The following is a 15,814-nucleotide window of genomic DNA, read 5'->3' as shown; positions in this document are numbered from 1 at the left end:
GCGCGAGTGTGACACGCAATGGCGGCGAAATTAAGAAAAATCACCCGATCGCGGCGAGCGCGGGAAAACGTTCCAGCAGCCAGAAACTGAACGCCGTGAATTGTCCCGTCACCATCATCAGCCCGACGGTCCACAATAGCAGGCCGGATGTGCGTTCGATGCGGTCCATGTGGCGTTTCATCCAGGCCATCGGCCGCTTGAGCCGTGGAAAGAACGCGGCCACCAGCAGAAACGGTATCCCAAGCCCCGCTGCATAGGCCGCCAGCAACACCGTGCCACGGCTGATGCTGGCCTCTGATGCCGCAAGGCCGAGGATCGTGCCCAGAATGGGGCCCAGACAGGGTGTCCAGCCAAAGGCAAAGGCAAGACCCAGAACATAGGCCCCCAGCGCGCTGCCGCCTTGACTGCCGGTGTCCATGCGCGCCTCGCGGTCCAGAACCCCGATGCGGAACACGCCGATGAAATGCGCACCAAATATCATCACCACGATCCCCGCAATCGGCACGAACCAGCCCTGCCATTGCAGCAAGGCGCGGCCCAGCGTCGAAAACGCCATCCCGAGCAGTAAAAAGACCGTGGACAGGCCCAGGACGAACATTGCGGCAGCAACCATCACCTTGCGTCGCGCGGCGGCAGTCTCGTCCAGATCCGTGACACTGACCCCGCCCATATAAGCCAGATACGGCGGCACGATGGGCAGCACACAGGGGCTGAGGAACGACAAGAGACCCGCAGTCACCGCAATCAGGATTGCAGGCAGCAGGCTGGCATCTAACAGGGTCAACGGTTCGATCATGGCAAGGATGTAACCCGGAACGGCAGCGGCGTCACGCCCTGCCCGCGTCACGAGACCGTTTACAACCTGCAACATCCGCAATACCCAATTGTCATGGAATATGATGCCGATCTTGATGCCGTGGGGCTGCTTTGTCCCCTGCCCGTTCTCAAGGCGCGCAAGCGTCTGCAACCGTTGCAATCCGGGCAGGTCCTGCGCGTCCGCGCCGATGATCCCGCAGCAGTCGTTGATGTGCCGCATTTCTGCGCCGAGGCTGGCCACCGCCTGATCGGGTCAGAGGATGACGGCCCGGTGCAGACCTACTACATCGCCAAAGGCTGACATGAAAAAGGCGGGCCAGATGGCCCGCCTTTTGTCTGCGCATCGTGATCCAGACCTAGCGGCCCAGTGACCACCAGCCCTTGCGACGGGGCTTCTTTTCTTCGCTTTTCTCGTCAGCGGTATCGGACTCTGCTGCGGCCTGCACAGGTTCAGCCTGTGGCGTGGCCTCGGTTTCGGGGTCAGGTTCTGACGTCGTTTCGGACACAGGCTGCACCACGGGCACATCAATGACGCTCTTGGTTTCGGGGGCCGGTTCGGCCACCGCTGCCGGTGCGTCGGGTGTTGCCACGTCGTCGGTCGCGGTCGTTTCCGATGCGGCGTCTGACGCCTCTGGCGCTGCCGCAACCGCATCTGCCGTGACCGGATCGGCCTTTTTGGCACGACTACGGCGCTTGGGCTTTGGCTTTTCAGCTGGGGCGTCGGCGTCATCGGTTGGGGCGGCTTCGGCGGGCGCTTCCTTTGCGGTCGCATCCGCTGCGTCAGTGGCCTCTGTCACCTTTGCTGCGGGTTTGCGACGGCTGCGTGTCCGCTTCTTGGGCGCCTCTTCGGCCTCGGGGGTTGCGGCCTCTGCATCTGCTTGCGGTGCATCCGCTGCGACGGCATCGGCGGGCGCGTCCGCGTCGTCGGTCTTGCGGCGGCGGCTACGCGTCCGGGTGCGCTTGGGCTTTTCGGCGGTGGTGTCTTCCGTGTCCGGCTGATCTGCAGCCTTGTCCGTATCCGCACTATCGTCTTGGTTAGCAGAGTTGCCGTTCTCGTCCTGATCCTGACGGTCATCACCGCCCTGACCGCCCTTGCGACGACGACGACGACGGCGCTTCTTGCGCGGCTGGCCTTCACCATCATCAGGCGTTGCCTGTGGTGGCGTCGCCTCGGCCTCATCCTCCTCGGGTGTCTCCTCGACGATATCCTCGTCTTCGTCCTCGATCATCGCGGATTCGGCCTGGATATAGGTTCCGGCCTCGGGAACGACGCGCGTCGCACTCTTGAACTTGTCGATCGCGAATTCGGGTGACACCAGTTTCAGGTCACATTCGACCCGCACCGCCATGCCATAACGACCCTCGATCGCGGCGATATGTTCGCGTTTGCCGTTCATGAGGAAGTTGGCAATGGACACAGGTGCCCGTACCAGAACCTCTTTGCTGCGACCGCGTACGCCCTCTTCTTCGAGCTGGCGAATGATGTTCAATGCGACGTTGTCATCTGACCGCAACAGGCCTGTGCCGTGGCAATGGACGCAAGGCTGGGTCGTGGCCTCCAGCATGCCGGGGCGCAGGCGCTGACGCGACATTTCCATCAGGCCAAAGCCGGAAATCCGGCCAACCTGGATACGCGCGCGGTCGTTTTTCAGCTTGTCCTTGAACCGCTTTTCAACGCTGGCGTTGTTGCGGCGTTCGTCCATGTCGATGAAATCGATCACGATGAGGCCCGCAAGGTCACGCAGACGCAGCTGGCGTGCCACCTCGTCAGCGGCCTCGAGGTTGGTTTTCAGCGCGGTCTGTTCGATTGAACCTTCCTTGGTCGCGCGGCCAGAGTTCACGTCGATGGCGACCAGCGCCTCGGTGATGCCGATCACGATGTAACCACCCGACGGCAATTGCACCGTGGGGCTGAACATACCCGCAAGGTAGCTTTCGACCTGATAGCGCGCATAAAGCGGCATCTGCTCGGCATAGAGTTTCACGTTTTTCGCATGGGACGGCATGATCATCTTCATGAAGTCCTTGGCCGTGCGATAGCCGTCGTTGCCCGCCACGATGACCTCGTCGATCTCCTTGGAATAGAGATCGCGAATCGTGCGCTTGATCAGGTCGCCTTCCTCGTAAATCTTGGCGGGTGCCGTGGATTTCAGCGTCAGCTCGCGAATCTGTTCCCACATGCGCTGCAGGTATTCGTAGTCACGCTTGATCTCGGTACGAGTGCGCTGGCTGCCGGCGGTGCGGATGATCAGACCGGCACCCTGCGGTACCTGCATTTCATTCGCGATTTCCTTCAGCTTCTTGCGGTCGGCTGCATTGGTGATCTTGCGCGAAATACCACCGCCGCGTGCGGTGTTGGGCATCAGCACGCAGTAACGACCCGCCAGCGACAGGTAAGTGGTCAGTGCAGCACCCTTGTTGCCGCGTTCTTCCTTGACGACCTGCACCAGCAGGATCTGGCGGACCTTGATGACTTCCTGGATCTTGTAGCGTTTGGGACGGGGCTTGCGGACCGGACGCACATCATCGTGGTCGTGATCCGCGATCTGTTCGATCTGGTCGTCCTTGTCGGCGGCGTCGGGGCCATCGTCTTCGTCATCATGGCCGTTCTCGTCGTCGATGTCCTCATCGGCGGCGGGCGTTTCCACGGGCGTTTCACGGCCGCGTTCCATCGGGCTGGACCCCTCTTCGTCGTCCAGGTCGATGGTTTCCATGCCTGCAATCTCGACATCCTCGACCGCGACGGCGTCGTCGTTTGCGACGTCTTCGGCGGCGGAACGGCGCGACCGGCGGCGACGCGGCTTGGGTGCTTCCTCTTCTTCTTCGGCGGCTTTCTGGCTTTCGGCGTAGGCACGCTCTTCTTCCATCAGGGCCTGACGGTCCGCGATGGGGATCTGATAATAATCCGCGTGGATTTCAGAGAACGCGAGGAATCCGTGGCGATTGCCACCGTAATCCACAAACGCAGCCTGCAACGACGGTTCAACCCGTGTCACCTTGGCCAGATAGATGTTCCCAGCAAGCTGTCGCTTGAACTGGCTCTCGAAATCAAATTCCTCGACTTTGTTTCCATCCACCACGACGACGCGGGTTTCTTCCGCGTGCGTGGCGTCGATCAGCATTTTCTTTGGCATTGTATCCATTCGCATCACACCCGATGCCCGACCCCGGTGGGGCGGCTGTCAGGATGTCATGTCTGTAAAGGGCGTGCCGCACAGTGCCGACCGCTGCACCCCAGAGGGTGTCATCAAGCGGTCTGTTGTCACTAGCGCGTAGCATCGCGGTTTTTCTCCGACCCCGGGGGGCCTGTTCAGGTAACCCGGTCAGGTCCGTGGGACCGACAACGGGCATTTTTCTGATCCGTTTGCGGGATCAAATCAGCTGCGGTGGCATCCTGCCGCCCACAGAGAATCTCACCGGGCCTTTGCGCAAAGCGTCATGGCAACAACCCGTATGCCATACATAAGGGTGCAGACGGCCATAAGACAACGACAAAGTGTGTGAACATCAGACGCAGCGCCGTTTCCGGATTGGCCCGTCTCAGGGTGCGGTGGCGGCAAAACGGCCCAAAACGGCCGTGTCAGCGTTCTCGCCAGCGAAATCGGCCTGGATATTGCTGGCTGTCACTGTCCCGTTGAACGGCCCGACCAAACCATCGAATTCCACGGCGCCATCTACGATGCCCCCGTTGATGGGACGTGCGGCACGTCCGATGACCAGGCGATTGTCAGAGGAGCGCCCGCTGATTTGTCCGCTGTCGAGGTCCACATCAATCACGACGGGACCCTCTGCCTTGGTGAAAACCCAACGCGTCGTGTCGGGATTGTCGATATTCTCGATCTTGTCCGCAAAATAGGTGCCGGAATAGCTGGCTGATCCGGGCACACTCGTGTCGATGGGATCAAACGTGCCTGCCGGCGCGGAAAAGCTGCGTAGCTGACTCGCATCGGTGCCTTGCGGAAACTGGCGATTGGCGGGACGCGGGGTGCCGTTCACCAAGACGATGCGTGTTGCATCGGTCTGCTGAACCGGTGGCGCTGCCTCATCCTCTGCCTCATCCTCTGCCTCATCTGCCGCAGCGCTCGCCGTCTCCTGGTCTATTGCAAACCGGTCCGCAAATTCCGTGCTGTCGCCGCCACAGCCCGCCAGTGCGGTCAGGCAGAAAATCAATGCGAGGCTGTGATGCATGGCGTGCTCCTGTCGTCGTTGGGTCCATTAAGCAAGGACGCCAACGCCGATCAAGACCCGGTTGCACCGCAGGTTCAGATATAATCCGACCGTTGCAATTGATACTTGGCCATCTTTTCGTTCAGGGTCCGGCGCGGCAGGCAAAGCTCTTCCATCACCGCGACGATGCTGCCCTTGTGGCGGCGCATGGTGTTGTCGATCAGCATGCGTTCAAAGGCTTCGACGAATTCCTTGAGGGGCTTGCCTTCGGTCGTCATCGCCGGGCGGTTGCCGTCGTCGTCGTCCCCGTCGGTCATCAGCAGCGATGCGATGGACCCAGATCCGCGACGATTTTGCAGCACGGCCCGTTCGGCCACGTTGATCAACTGCCGCACATTGCCCGGCCAGGGTGCCTGCAACAGCTGTGCGGCCTCCTGGGCGCTGACTTGCGGGGCCTCGCAGCCGTATTCCTCGGCGAATTGTTCGGATAGATGGGTGAACAGCGTCAGGATATCCTCGCCGCGCTGGCGCAGCGGAGGCACCACGATCCGCATTGCCGAAATCCGGTAATACAGGTCCGGGCGCAGCACGCTTTCGCAGGTCTTGTCCTGTTCCTGCAGGTTGCAGATGGCGACCAGACGGGTTTCCGCGGGCGTGCCCTGTTCGTTGATCGCCGTCAGCAGACGCGATTGCTGCGCATGGGTCAGCGCCTCGATATCCTCCAGCACCAGCGTGCCGCCGCGCGCCTCCTCCATGGCGGGGATCGGCTCGCCCTCTGCGGCGGGGCCGAACAGCCTGCGGTTCAGGCTGTCCTCGTCTAGGGCGGAGCATGAGATCAGCACGAACTTGCGGGCGGACCGGGCACCGACCGCATGCAGCGCATGGGCAACCAATGTCTTGCCCGTGCCGGTTTCGCCCTCGATCAGGACATGCCCGTCGGCCTGACCCAGATCCAGAATGTCCTCCTTGAGACGTTCCATCGCGTCAGAGGATCCGACCAGTTTTTTCATCAAGGATGTGCCGTCGGACAATTCCTTGCGCAGGGCGCGGTTGTCCAGCGTTAGGCGGCGCACATTGCAGGCCTTCTTGGCCAGTTCGGTCATCCGATCGGGATTGAAAGGTTTTTCCAGAAAATCGAATGCGCCCACGCGCATCGCTTCGACCGCCATCGGCACGTCGCCGTGGCCGGTTATCATGATGACCGGCAGCGCGGAATCGACCCCGCGCAATTTCTTCAGGAACTGCATGCCGTCCATGCCGGGCATTTTCACATCGCTGACGACGATCCCCGGAAAGTCGGATGTCAGCGCACTGAGCGCATCCTCTGCGCTGGCATAGGCTTCTGTCTCGAACCCGGACAGGGCCAGCCACTGGCTGATCGACTGACGCATGTCTTTTTCGTCGTCGACAATCGCGATTTTCATGGCCTTGTTCATCTTGCAGTCCTTATTCTGCGGCCTTGAGGGCCGACTTGAGCAGCGGCAACTGCACTTCGAAAACAGCGCCACCCTGTGCCCCGTTGCGTGCGATCATGCGCCCCCCGAGGTCGTTGACGATCCCCGAAGAAATCGCAAGTCCGAGGCCGACACCGTCGCCAGCCTGCTTGGTTGTGTAAAATGGTTCGAACAGTTCATCGAGGTCCTCGATCCCCGTCCCGTTGTCCCGCACCGTCAGGGTCACCGTTTCGCCCACCGCAAGGATCACGTCGATGCGCGGACTCTCGGCCGTCTTGGTGGCGTCCAGTGCGTTGCGCAACAGGTTGATGATGACCTGTTCCAGTCGCAGGCGGTCCCCGTAGATCAGCGCGGGCGCACTGGGAAGCGTGCGACTGATTTCCACGTCGCGCGTCTTGAGCTGGGGTTCCATCAGCGACAGGGCGGATGATACCGCGGCACGGGCATCGACCGCCTCGAACGCGTCGGACCCCTTGCGGGCATAGGATTTCAACTGCCGCGTGATCGCGCCCATACGGTCGATCAGGTCGTCGATCCGTTGAAATGACGACAGCGTTTCCTCGGGGCGTTTGCGTTGCAGCAACAGCCGCGCCCCTGCCAGATAGGTTTTCATGGCCGCCAACGGCTGGTTCAATTCGTGGCTGACGGCCGCCGACATTTCGCCCAAGGCGGCCAGTTTCGAGGTCTGTTCGACCGTTTGTTCCGCCACCTGAAGACTGCGTTCCATCTGTTTGCGCGCCGCGATTTCACGCTGAAGTGCTGCGTTGAGGGCGCGCAATTCGTTGGATTCCTGTTCGTAGACCGCCACACGTGTCGCGGCCCTGCGTGAGGCATACCAGAACAACAGCGCCAGCAGGATCGCAAATCCCATCACCTCGAGCGCCAGAACACCATTCACCCGTTCGCGCACGCTGGCGTAGCTGGTGAAACTGACCATGCGCCAGCCCTGGAACGGCACGCGCGCCTCGCGGCGCAACACTGCCTCGCCCCTGAAATAGGCGTCGATCGGCAGTTCGGTCCATTCCTCGGTCGCGCGCAACGCACGCTCGATGGCACCCGATGCAGGTTCAATGGCAAGGGCGACCGATTCCTCCTGACCACGCCAGCGCGGTTCGGTCGATAGGATGATCCGCCCCTCGCTGTCGGCCACATAAACGGCGTCCGACACACCGACCCAGCCGCGTTCGATCTTGGCCAGATCGACTGCCACCAGGATCGCGCCCAGATTGGACCCGCTGTTGTCCAGCCTGCGCGAGTAGATGAAATTGAACCCGCCCTGTGCTGTCTCGCCACGGGTGAACACGGTGGCGTTGCTGCGCATGGCGTTCACGAACTGCGGGGCTGACCGGAAACTTTCGCCCAGACGGTTGCGATCGGTTGCCGCGACGACACGCCCGTCACGGTCCAGCAGCATCAGCGATGCCGCGCCGATTTCATCCACAAAAGACAGCAGGCGCTGCGTCGATAACGAGAAATCACCGTTTTCCAGCGCCGCGATCAGCGCGGGGTCACGCGCAAGCAGCTGTGGCACGATGGAATTGCGCTGTAGCTCGCTCATCAGGTTGGCGACAAACAGTGTCAGACGCACCTCGGCCCTGTTTCGGGTCGATTCCGTAAAGCGTTCTGTCAGCAGAATGTTCGTGACATAGATCGTGCCGGCGCCCAACAGACATAGGGCGATGACCGCAAGACGCAGACGCCAGCGGTTCAGCGCCGTCCGGACGGCCGGAATGGTCACGTTTTCCATGACGCTTAAATATGTCGCTCGCAGCCATGCGGCAAGCGGACGCTCAGGCGTCGGCAAGTTGCCGCACAAGGCCCCTGAACAGCGCCATGCCCTGCGTGCTGCCGGTTGCGGCATCCACGGCCCGTTCGGGATGGGGCATCATGCCCAGCACGCGACGGTTTTCAGACAGGATCCCCGCGATGTCATTGCGGCTGCCGTTGAAATTGTCGGCGTAGGTGAATGCAATCCTGTCCTGATCCGCGAGCATCGCCAACGTATCGGCATCGGCAAAATAATTGCCGTCATGATGTGCGACAGGCAATGCGATGGTGTCGCCGGCTGCGTAACCTTCGGTAAAGGCGCTGTCGGCCGTGGCCACGCGCAACGGCGTGGATTTGCACACGAATGTCAGGCCGCCGTTGCGCATCAGCGCACCGGGCAACAGACCGGTTTCGGTCAGCACCTGAAACCCGTTGCAAACCCCCAAGGCATATCCGCCGCGTTCCACATGGGCGCGCAGTGCCGCGCAGACCGGGGATTGCGCGGCAATCGCACCACAGCGCAGGTAGTCACCGAATGAAAACCCGCCCGGCACGGCAACCAGATCGACATCGCCGATATCGGCGTCCTTGTGCCAGACCATCCGAACATCGGCCCCTGCGGCGCGCAGCGCCTCGGCCATGTCGCGGTCACAGTTGGACCCGGGAAAAACGAGAACGGCGGCCTTCATCTGGCGATCCTTTCAAGCGTGGTGTGGACATCGGCCCAATCCGTCAGCCGGTGCGGCCAATCGGTCGTTTTGTTGTGCAGCGCATCGAACAGGACGCCCTGCCCTGCGAAATGCGTGAAATGACGGCTGTGATCGTCGATCAGTACGTCGGCTTTGATGATGCTCTTGTCGCCGCACAGCACGATCCTGTCCTTGGCGATGAACGGGAAATGCCGGGCCAGCCACGCGATCTTGTGCGCGCATGATGCCGGGTAATCCATCGCAGCCGTGGCGATGAACACCTCATGCGTGGCATAGAGGTCCGCCATCGCATCGACGGCCCCCGCGATGACATCGAGGTTTGCGAAAAACGTGCCTTCGGACATCTGCAACTGCACCTGCCGCACGGTATCTGGCGGGGCCAGATCGCGCAGATGTTTGCCATGCAGGTCAGCATCGGACGCCGTGAATCCCGCCTGTGCATAGGCCGCGCGTTGTGCCGCATGGGTGTCGGCGATCACCTCGTCCATGTCGACGGCGATGCGCATCAGGCGATTTCGATCCGATACGATTCGATCACGGTGTTGGCCAGCAGACGTTCGCACATGTCATTGATCTGCGCCTCGGTGGTGCCGTCGGCCAGATCCAGTTCGATGACCTTGCCCTGACGCACGCCGTTCACGCCGTCAAACCCAAGCGATCCCAGCGCGTGGCGAATGGCCTCGCCCTGCGGATCGAGAACACCATTTTTCAGCGTCACATAGACTTTGGCCAGCATGAGCGATTCCTTAGTTGATCAGTGTCGGCTTGGGGCGGTGGGTCACGTTGCTGGGCAGCACGCCCAGACGGCGCGCCACCTCTGTGTAGGCATCCGAGAGCGATCCTAGATCCTGACGGAACACGTCCTTGTCCAGTTTCTGGCCGGATTCGATGTCCCACAGGCGGCAGCTGTCGGGGCTGATTTCGTCGGCCACGACCAGACGCATGAAGTCATTGTCCCAGATGCGACCGATCTCGATCTTGAAATCCACCAGTTTGATACCGACGCCGTACATGACACCGGAGAGGTAATCATTGACCCGCAGGGCCATGCTGACGATGTCGTCCATGTCCTGTTGCGATGCCCAGCCAAAGGCGATGATGTATTCCTCGGGCACCAGCGGATCGCCCAGCTTGTCGTCCTTGAAGCTGAATTCCACGATCGGGCGCGGCAGTGGTGCGCCTTCCTCCATGCCCAGACGCTTGGCCATGGACCCGGCGGCAAAGTTGCGCACGATCACTTCCAGCGGGATGATTTCGACCTGCCGGATCAGCTGTTCGCGCATGTTCAGGCGGCGGATGAAATGGGTCGGAATGCCGATATTCGCCAATCCGGTCATAAAGAATTCGGACAGGCGGTTGTTCAACACGCCCTTGCCCTCGATCACATCCTTTTTGGCACCGTTTCCGGCGGTGGCATCGTCCTTGAAATACTGCACGAACGTGCCCGGTTCGGGGCCCTCGTACAGAATTTTCGCCTTGCCTTCGTAGACCAGTTTACGACGTGCCATGGGTGCCCCGCAGTATAATGCGTGCCACAACGACGGCCCGCTTTGCTGCGTCTTACGACACCGCCCCCTTGCGGGCAAGCATGTCGGGCCGCATATCTATATCCACGCCAACACAAAACAGGGGTTTGACCGATGGCCAGCATGAAAGATCGCGAAAACGCGTTCGAGAACAAATTCGCCCATGACGCCGAAATGCAGTTCAAGGCCGAGGCACGCCGCAACAAGCTGCTGGGTCTGTGGGCGGCAGGCCTGATGGGCAAATCCGGTGAGGACGCCGATGCCTATGCCAAAGAGGTCATCAAGGCCGATTTCGAAGAAGCCGGCGACGAGGATGTTTTCCGCAAGGTGCGCGCCGATCTGAGCGACGACACCAGCGACGCCGAAATCCGCGCGAAAATGGCCGAACTGACCGCCACCGCCAAGGCGCAACTGCTGGACGAGCAAGGCTGATATTGCCGCCCCGGCGCGTGCCGGATACAACACCGCCAACGGGGCACCGGTCACAGGCCGGTGCCCCTTTTGCATTGAAGGGAACGACCATGACCACCGCTTTTGCCGATCTGCTTGCGCAGCGCGACTGGATCCTCGCCGACGGGGCGACGGGTACCAATCTGTTCAATATGGGGCTGTCGTCCGGCGACGCGCCGGAAATGTGGAACGTGGAACATCCCGACCGCATCACGGCGCTGTACCAGGGGGCCGTGGACGCAGGGTCCGACCTGTTCCTGACCAACAGCTTTGGTGGCAACGCCAGCCGCTTGAAACTGCACGACGCGCAGGACCGTGTGCTGGAACTCAACCGCGCCGCCGCCGAGATCGGTCGCAACGTGGCCGATAAATCGGACCGCGCGATCATCGTTGCCGGATCGGTTGGTCCGACCGGCGACATCATGGCACCGATGGGCACGCTGACCCACGAACTTGCCGTCGAGATGTTCCATGAACAAGCCGAGGGCCTGAAGGCAGGTGGTGCCGATGTGCTGTGGGTCGAAACCATTTCCGCATTCGAGGAATACAAGGCCGCAGCCGAGGCGTTTCGCCTCGCCAGGATGCCCTGGTGCGGCACCATGAGTTTCGACACCGCGGGCCGCACGATGATGGGTGTGACCAGCCGCGACATGGTGAAATCCGTGGCCAAGCTGGATTACCAGCCGCAGGGATTCGGTGCCAACTGCGGCACGGGCGCGTCTGACCTGCTGCGCACGATCCTTGGCATGGCGGATGCAGACCCGGGCCAGCCGCTGATTTCCAAGGGCAACGCAGGCATCCCGAAATACCACGACGGCCATATCCATTACGACGGGACGCCGGAACTGATGGCGGATTACGCCGAACTGGCCCGCAACTGTGGCGCGCGCATCATCGGCGGATGCTGTGGGACGACGCCCGAACACCTGCGCGCCATGCGCGAGGCGCTGGAAACCCGGCCCAAGGGCGACCGCCCGTCGCTGGACGATATCACGACGGCGCTGGGTGCGTTTTCCTCCGAGAGTGACGGCACCGACGGCAACGGTCCGGTCCGCGCCGAACGTCGTGGTCGCCGCCGTCATTAACCCGGTTTTTGTGCAATCAATTCGACCAGGGCCGCGACACCGTCGTGGCCCGGTCCTGACGACAGCGGCGCATCGTGATCGCGCAAATGATGCAGCGTCCAGCCGCTGAACTGCTGTTCCAGAAAATCCGTCGTGTACATGTTTTCGCGATCCGATGGGCCACCCGTCCCGTAGTCGACCTGCCGCGGGGCGAACCCTTTCAGGATCACGTGGCCGCTAGGCCGTGTGGCCTGCCGCAGACGTTCAAATGTGGGCAAGCGTGCCTCTGGTCCCTGAAATTGGATGAACATCGCCACCACTGCGCCGTAGGACTGCGTCCAGTCCCAGTCATCCAGACTGGCCTGATGCCGTGCGACCGTGACACCCTTTGCCACGTCCAGACGGCGTGCCTTTTCCAGCGCCGTCGGTGCGGGATCAAAGGCCGTCACATCAAAGCCGCGCTGTGCGAGGTATGCGGAATGACGCCCCTCGCCGTCCGCAATACACAGTGCATCGGTCGCCGGCACACGGTCGGCCGCCGTGACCAGAAATTCGGTCGGTTCCATGCCGAACAGATAGTCGGGCCGGTCGTAACGCTGTGTCCAGATCTCGCTCATACTTGCAGCATAGTCGGGACCGTCAAAATAGCGATAGCTGATCGCCCGGTCGTGGCGGCACCGCGAACAGGTCGCTGCGCAGCGGTGGCAGATGCCGTGCCAGTCCCAGACGACGGGCGGCCAGATCGAAACGTTGCCGGATCAAACGGGCCCATTCGCCCTGCCCGGTAATCCGCGTGCCGAACGCCGGGTCGTAATCCTGTCCGCCATGAAGCTCACGCACGCGTGCCATGATCCGCGCGGCCCGGTCAGGATAGGTCTGTTCCACCCAGTCGCGAAACAGGCCCGACACCTCGCGCGGCAAACGCAGCACGATGGAATTGGCAGCAACAGCCCCGGCATCTGCCGCCGCCGCAAGGATACGTTCCATCTCGTGATCGGTCAGCGCAGGCACGATGGGCGACACCATGACGCGCACGTCGATCCCGGCGTCGGTCAACTGCCGGATCGCGCGCAAACGCGCGGCTGGCAGCGGCACGCGCGGTTCCATCGCGCGGCTGGTGGCATTGTCGAGTGTCGTGATCGAAATTCCGACGCGCGCCAGCCCCTTGGCCGCCATCGGGGCGAGGATGTCGATGTCGCGACTGATCAACGCCCCCTTGGTCACGATGCCGACGGGATGATTGAAATCGGACAAGACCTGCAAGATCTGCCGCATGATTCCGCGATCGCGTTCGATCGGCTGATAGGGGTCGGTGTTCGTCCCAATCGCGACGGTCTGCGGCACATAGCCTTTGGTGCGCAATTCCTTTGCCAGCACGGTCGGCGCATCGGGACGCGCAATCAGCCGTGTTTCGAAATCCAGTCCCGGTGACATGCCCAGATAGGCGTGACTGGGCCGTGCAAAACAGTAAATGCAGCCGTGTTCGCACCCCCGGTAAGGATTGATGGACCGGTTAAAGCTGATGTCGGGCGAGGTGTTGCGCGTAATGACGCGGCGCGGCACCTCGTCGGTGACGGATGTGCGCAGAACCGGCAGATCGTGTTCGACGTGCCAGCCGTCATCGACACCCTCTGCCGTGATCCGGTCAAAACGGTTGTCGGGATTGGACAGCGCCGCCCGTCCGGGTGTGCGCTGTCGTGGCGGTGATGACGGCAAAACCATTGTGTATATATAGAACAAATGCAGAACGCGCGCAACTGCGTCGGCGCAAACCCCTGATATGTCGCAATTCACCCCGTGACAGTCTGTCTGACGCGCCATAGATACGGGCAAAGACAGATCAACTGCCTATAGGGATTGCTTCCATGTCAGAAGACGACGACATCATCCTTGCTGAACTCAACGACGAAGACCTTGTCGCGCAGATGTTCGACGACCTCTATGACGGCATGAAAGAAGAGATCGAAGAAGGTGTCACGATCCTGCTGGATCGTGGCTGGCAGCCCTACCAGATCCTGACCGAGGCACTGGTCGGCGGCATGACCATCGTCGGGGCCGATTTCCGTGATGGGATCCTGTTCGTGCCAGAGGTTCTGCTGGCCGCCAACGCGATGAAGGGCGGCATGGCCATCCTCAAACCGCTGCTGGCCGAAACCGGCGCACCGCGTGTGGGAAAGATGGTCATCGGCACGGTCAAGGGCGACATCCACGACATCGGCAAGAACCTCGTCGGGATGATGATGGAAGGTGCCGGGTTCGAGGTTGTCGATCTGGGAATCAACAACGCGGTTGAGGCCTATATCGAAGCGTTGGAGGCCGAAGGTGCCGACATCCTGGGCATGTCCGCCCTGCTGACAACGACAATGCCCTACATGAAGGTCGTGATCGACACGATGGTCGAAAAAGGCATGCGCGAGGATTACATCGTGCTGGTGGGCGGTGCCCCCCTGAACGAGGAATTCGGCAAGGCCATCGGTGCTGATGCCTATTGTCGTGATGCGGCTGTCGCAGTCGAGACGGCGAAGACGTTCATGGCGCGTAAACACAATCAAGCGAGCATGGCCTAAACTGCATTATCTTTGGCGTAGCCTGGGCTAGACAGGTGTTGTTTTTGTCTTCACTGATGAAACAGCAGCCATCCGAGGATTGCCGTGCCCCTACAACGTTTCGCCATTCTGATCGCAGTTGTTATCGCCTTGGCGGGCCTGACAGTGTGGATCGCCAATTTTTCGATGGGTTGGGCCTTGCTGCCGGCCATGTCGACGGTGGCGCTGATCCTGACCGTATTGACCCGCCGATCCGGGTGACACCGCGCGACACCGATCTGACCCAGGCGGGGCTTGCGCCGTCGGGCAGAGGGCGTGTGCTGTTGCTGGCCTGCGGCGCGCTTGCCCATGAAATCATCGCATTGCGGCGTATGAACGGGTGGGATCATCTGGATCTGCAATGCCTTCCTGCGATCTGGCACAATCACCCCGAACGGATCGTGCCTGCGGTGCAGGACATCGTCACGGCGCGACATGGCGATTATGACCGGATTTTTGTGGTCTACGCCGATTGCGGCACGGGCGGGCAGTTGCAGGCCGCTTGCGATGCGCTGGGCGTGCGCATGATCGCAGGGCCCCATTGCTATAGTTTTTTCGAAGGGAACACGCGGTTTACCGAACATGCCGACGAGATCACGGCGTTTTACCTGACCGATTTTTTGACGCGGCAATTCGATGCCTTTGTCTGGAAACCATTGGGTCTGGACCGGCATCCCGCGCTGCTGGACATGTATTTCGGCAATTACGAAACCCTGGTCTATCTCGCACAGACCGATGACGCTGACCTGACGGCCCGTGCGGCGAAAATTGCCGCGCGGATCGGGCTGACCTTCGAGCGGCGGTTCACAGGTTACGGCGATCTGGCGACAGCGCTGTCGCAGGCCTAGCCGACGGGCGTTTCGCGAATCCGTTCCACCATCGCGCGCAACCCGTTTGACCGTTGCGCGGACAAGTGATCGTTCAAGCCCAAACGTCCCAGTTCCGCCCGCGCGTCGATGCTGTGCAGATCGTTCAGCGGGACACCGTCGTAAAGCGCGCCCAACACGGCAATCAGCCCGCGCACGATCATCGCATCGCTGTCACCGCGGAAATGAAACGTGCCATTCTCTGGTGCGGGCACCAACCAGACCTGGCTTGCACAGCCGTCCACCTTGGTTGCCGGCACCTTGAGCGCGTCTTCCAGTGCAGGCATCGCCTTGCCCATGTCAATCACATGGCGATAGCGATCTTCCCAATCGTCAAGAAAGGCAAAGGTTTCAACGAGGTCTTCGAATTGTTCGGTGGCCATTGTCTTCTCCTTGTGCGTTGCCCCCC

17 protein-coding genes are annotated in these 15,814 nt (G+C 61.3%); 5 read left to right on the top strand and 12 right to left on the bottom strand.

The window, feature by feature from the left end; genetic code table 11:
• Nucleotides 1-40 precede the first annotated feature (40 nt).
• A complete protein-coding gene (locus tag BMX27_RS08665) occupies nt 41-796 on the bottom strand; it encodes a cytochrome c biogenesis CcdA family protein (protein WP_090159647.1) in 756 nt (251 codons plus the stop codon).
• 93 nt (nt 797-889) lie between these two features.
• Here BMX27_RS08665 and BMX27_RS08660 point away from each other — a divergent pair, with 93 nt between their 5' ends.
• Nucleotides 890-1,117, top strand: a complete 228-nt coding sequence (locus BMX27_RS08660; protein ID WP_056038484.1) for a sulfurtransferase TusA family protein — start codon at nt 890-892, stop codon at nt 1,115-1,117.
• A gap of 55 nt (nt 1,118-1,172) precedes the next feature.
• On the opposite strand, the gene BMX27_RS08655 is transcribed toward BMX27_RS08660, so the two are convergent.
• The 8 genes from BMX27_RS08655 to purC form a co-directional block, all read right to left on the bottom strand.
• A complete protein-coding gene (locus tag BMX27_RS08655) occupies nt 1,173-3,950 on the bottom strand; it encodes an Rne/Rng family ribonuclease (protein WP_218144654.1) in 2,778 nt (925 codons plus the stop codon).
• A 406-nt stretch (nt 3,951-4,356) separates the two neighbouring features.
• Complete coding sequence (locus tag BMX27_RS08650) at nt 4,357-5,004, bottom strand: hypothetical protein (protein ID WP_090159446.1); 648 nt, start codon at nt 5,002-5,004, stop codon at nt 4,357-4,359.
• A 74-nt stretch (nt 5,005-5,078) separates the two neighbouring features.
• Nucleotides 5,079-6,419 carry a sigma-54-dependent transcriptional regulator gene (locus BMX27_RS08645; protein WP_056038479.1) on the bottom strand — a complete coding sequence of 447 codons (1,341 nt, stop codon included), beginning with the start codon at nt 6,417-6,419 and terminating at the stop codon, nt 5,079-5,081.
• A gap of 10 nt (nt 6,420-6,429) precedes the next feature.
• Nucleotides 6,430-8,184, bottom strand: a complete 1,755-nt coding sequence (locus BMX27_RS08640) for a sensor histidine kinase (protein ID WP_090159445.1) — start codon at nt 8,182-8,184, stop codon at nt 6,430-6,432.
• 43 nt (nt 8,185-8,227) lie between these two features.
• Nucleotides 8,228-8,893 carry a phosphoribosylformylglycinamidine synthase subunit PurQ gene (purQ, locus tag BMX27_RS08635; protein ID WP_090159444.1) on the bottom strand — a complete coding sequence of 222 codons (666 nt, stop codon included), beginning with the start codon at nt 8,891-8,893 and terminating at the stop codon, nt 8,228-8,230.
• Complete coding sequence (locus BMX27_RS08630; RefSeq protein ID WP_090159443.1) at nt 8,890-9,420, bottom strand: 5' nucleotidase, NT5C type; 531 nt, start codon at nt 9,418-9,420, stop codon at nt 8,890-8,892. Before BMX27_RS08630 ends, purQ begins: the two co-directional genes overlap by 4 nt.
• Nucleotides 9,420-9,650, bottom strand: coding sequence for a phosphoribosylformylglycinamidine synthase subunit PurS (gene purS, locus BMX27_RS08625; protein WP_090159442.1), 231 nt, complete (start codon nt 9,648-9,650; stop codon nt 9,420-9,422). The genes BMX27_RS08630 and purS overlap by 1 nt, the downstream gene beginning before the upstream one ends.
• Nucleotides 9,651-9,660: 10 nt before the next feature.
• Entirely contained in the window at nt 9,661-10,422 is a 762-nt protein-coding gene (gene purC, locus BMX27_RS08620) for a phosphoribosylaminoimidazolesuccinocarboxamide synthase (protein WP_090159441.1), read from the bottom strand.
• Between the two features lie 132 nt (nt 10,423-10,554).
• On the opposite strand from purC, the gene BMX27_RS08615 reads away from it, so the two are divergent.
• Together BMX27_RS08615 and bmt are read left to right on the top strand one after the other, a co-directional pair.
• Nucleotides 10,555-10,872 carry a DUF1476 domain-containing protein gene (locus BMX27_RS08615; protein WP_090159440.1) on the top strand — a complete coding sequence of 106 codons (318 nt, stop codon included), beginning with the start codon at nt 10,555-10,557 and terminating at the stop codon, nt 10,870-10,872.
• Between the two features lie 89 nt (nt 10,873-10,961).
• Nucleotides 10,962-11,975, top strand: coding sequence for a betaine--homocysteine S-methyltransferase (bmt, locus tag BMX27_RS08610; RefSeq protein WP_090159439.1), 1,014 nt, complete (start codon nt 10,962-10,964; stop codon nt 11,973-11,975).
• Here bmt and BMX27_RS08605 read toward each other — a convergent pair.
• Nucleotides 11,972-12,571: a class I SAM-dependent methyltransferase gene (locus BMX27_RS08605; RefSeq protein ID WP_256212443.1), complete on the bottom strand. Its 600-nt coding sequence runs from the start codon at nt 12,569-12,571 to the stop codon at nt 11,972-11,974. The genes bmt and BMX27_RS08605 overlap by 4 nt on opposite strands.
• A 22-nt stretch (nt 12,572-12,593) precedes the next feature.
• Entirely contained in the window at nt 12,594-13,676 is a 1,083-nt protein-coding gene (locus BMX27_RS08600; RefSeq protein WP_090159645.1) for a PA0069 family radical SAM protein, read from the bottom strand.
• 143 nt (nt 13,677-13,819) lie between these two features.
• On the opposite strand from BMX27_RS08600, the gene BMX27_RS08595 reads away from it, so the two are divergent.
• On the top strand, nt 13,820-14,521 hold the full coding sequence (locus BMX27_RS08595; protein WP_090159438.1) for a corrinoid protein: 702 nt from the start codon (nt 13,820-13,822) through the stop codon (nt 14,519-14,521).
• Between the two features lie 236 nt (nt 14,522-14,757).
• Nucleotides 14,758-15,387, top strand: a complete 630-nt coding sequence (locus tag BMX27_RS08590) for a DUF1638 domain-containing protein (protein ID WP_256212459.1) — start codon at nt 14,758-14,760, stop codon at nt 15,385-15,387.
• Here the strand turns inward: BMX27_RS08590 and BMX27_RS08585 are convergent.
• Nucleotides 15,384-15,788, bottom strand: coding sequence for a SufE family protein (locus tag BMX27_RS08585; RefSeq protein ID WP_090159436.1), 405 nt, complete (start codon nt 15,786-15,788; stop codon nt 15,384-15,386). The genes BMX27_RS08590 and BMX27_RS08585 overlap by 4 nt on opposite strands.
• Nucleotides 15,789-15,814 lie beyond the last annotated feature (26 nt).

Origin of the sequence: Loktanella sp. DSM 29012 (assembly GCF_900110705.1) — a bacterium.
Lineage (GTDB): Bacteria > Pseudomonadota > Alphaproteobacteria > Rhodobacterales > Rhodobacteraceae > Loktanella > Loktanella gaetbuli.
The sequence above is the reverse complement of the archived record's forward strand: the minus strand, read 5'-3'. Positions and strand labels throughout refer to the sequence as shown.

Coding starts and splice junctions, on each gene's coding strand:
- purS (WP_090159442.1), bottom strand. CDS start 9,650: ATGCTGGCCAAAGTCTATGTGACGCTGAAAAATGGTGTTCTCGATCCG.
- BMX27_RS08615 (WP_090159440.1), top strand. CDS start 10,555: ATGGCCAGCATGAAAGATCGCGAAAACGCGTTCGAGAACAAATTCGCC.
- BMX27_RS08630 (WP_090159443.1), bottom strand. CDS start 9,420: ATGCGCATCGCCGTCGACATGGACGAGGTGATCGCCGACACCCATGCG.
- BMX27_RS08660 (WP_056038484.1), top strand. CDS start 890: ATGGAATATGATGCCGATCTTGATGCCGTGGGGCTGCTTTGTCCCCTG.
- BMX27_RS08650 (WP_090159446.1), bottom strand. CDS start 5,004: ATGCATCACAGCCTCGCATTGATTTTCTGCCTGACCGCACTGGCGGGC.
- BMX27_RS08645 (WP_056038479.1), bottom strand. CDS start 6,419: ATGAACAAGGCCATGAAAATCGCGATTGTCGACGACGAAAAAGACATG.
- BMX27_RS08600 (WP_090159645.1), bottom strand. CDS start 13,676: ATGGTTTTGCCGTCATCACCGCCACGACAGCGCACACCCGGACGGGCG.
- BMX27_RS08665 (WP_090159647.1), bottom strand. CDS start 796: ATGATCGAACCGTTGACCCTGTTAGATGCCAGCCTGCTGCCTGCAATC.
- purC (WP_090159441.1), bottom strand. CDS start 10,422: ATGGCACGTCGTAAACTGGTCTACGAAGGCAAGGCGAAAATTCTGTAC.
- bmt (WP_090159439.1), top strand. CDS start 10,962: ATGACCACCGCTTTTGCCGATCTGCTTGCGCAGCGCGACTGGATCCTC.
- BMX27_RS08595 (WP_090159438.1), top strand. CDS start 13,820: ATGTCAGAAGACGACGACATCATCCTTGCTGAACTCAACGACGAAGAC.
- BMX27_RS08640 (WP_090159445.1), bottom strand. CDS start 8,184: ATGGAAAACGTGACCATTCCGGCCGTCCGGACGGCGCTGAACCGCTGG.
- BMX27_RS08655 (WP_218144654.1), bottom strand. CDS start 3,950: ATGCCAAAGAAAATGCTGATCGACGCCACGCACGCGGAAGAAACCCGC.
- BMX27_RS08585 (WP_090159436.1), bottom strand. CDS start 15,788: ATGGCCACCGAACAATTCGAAGACCTCGTTGAAACCTTTGCCTTTCTT.
- BMX27_RS08605 (WP_256212443.1), bottom strand. CDS start 12,571: ATGAGCGAGATCTGGACACAGCGTTACGACCGGCCCGACTATCTGTTC.
- purQ (WP_090159444.1), bottom strand. CDS start 8,893: ATGAAGGCCGCCGTTCTCGTTTTTCCCGGGTCCAACTGTGACCGCGAC.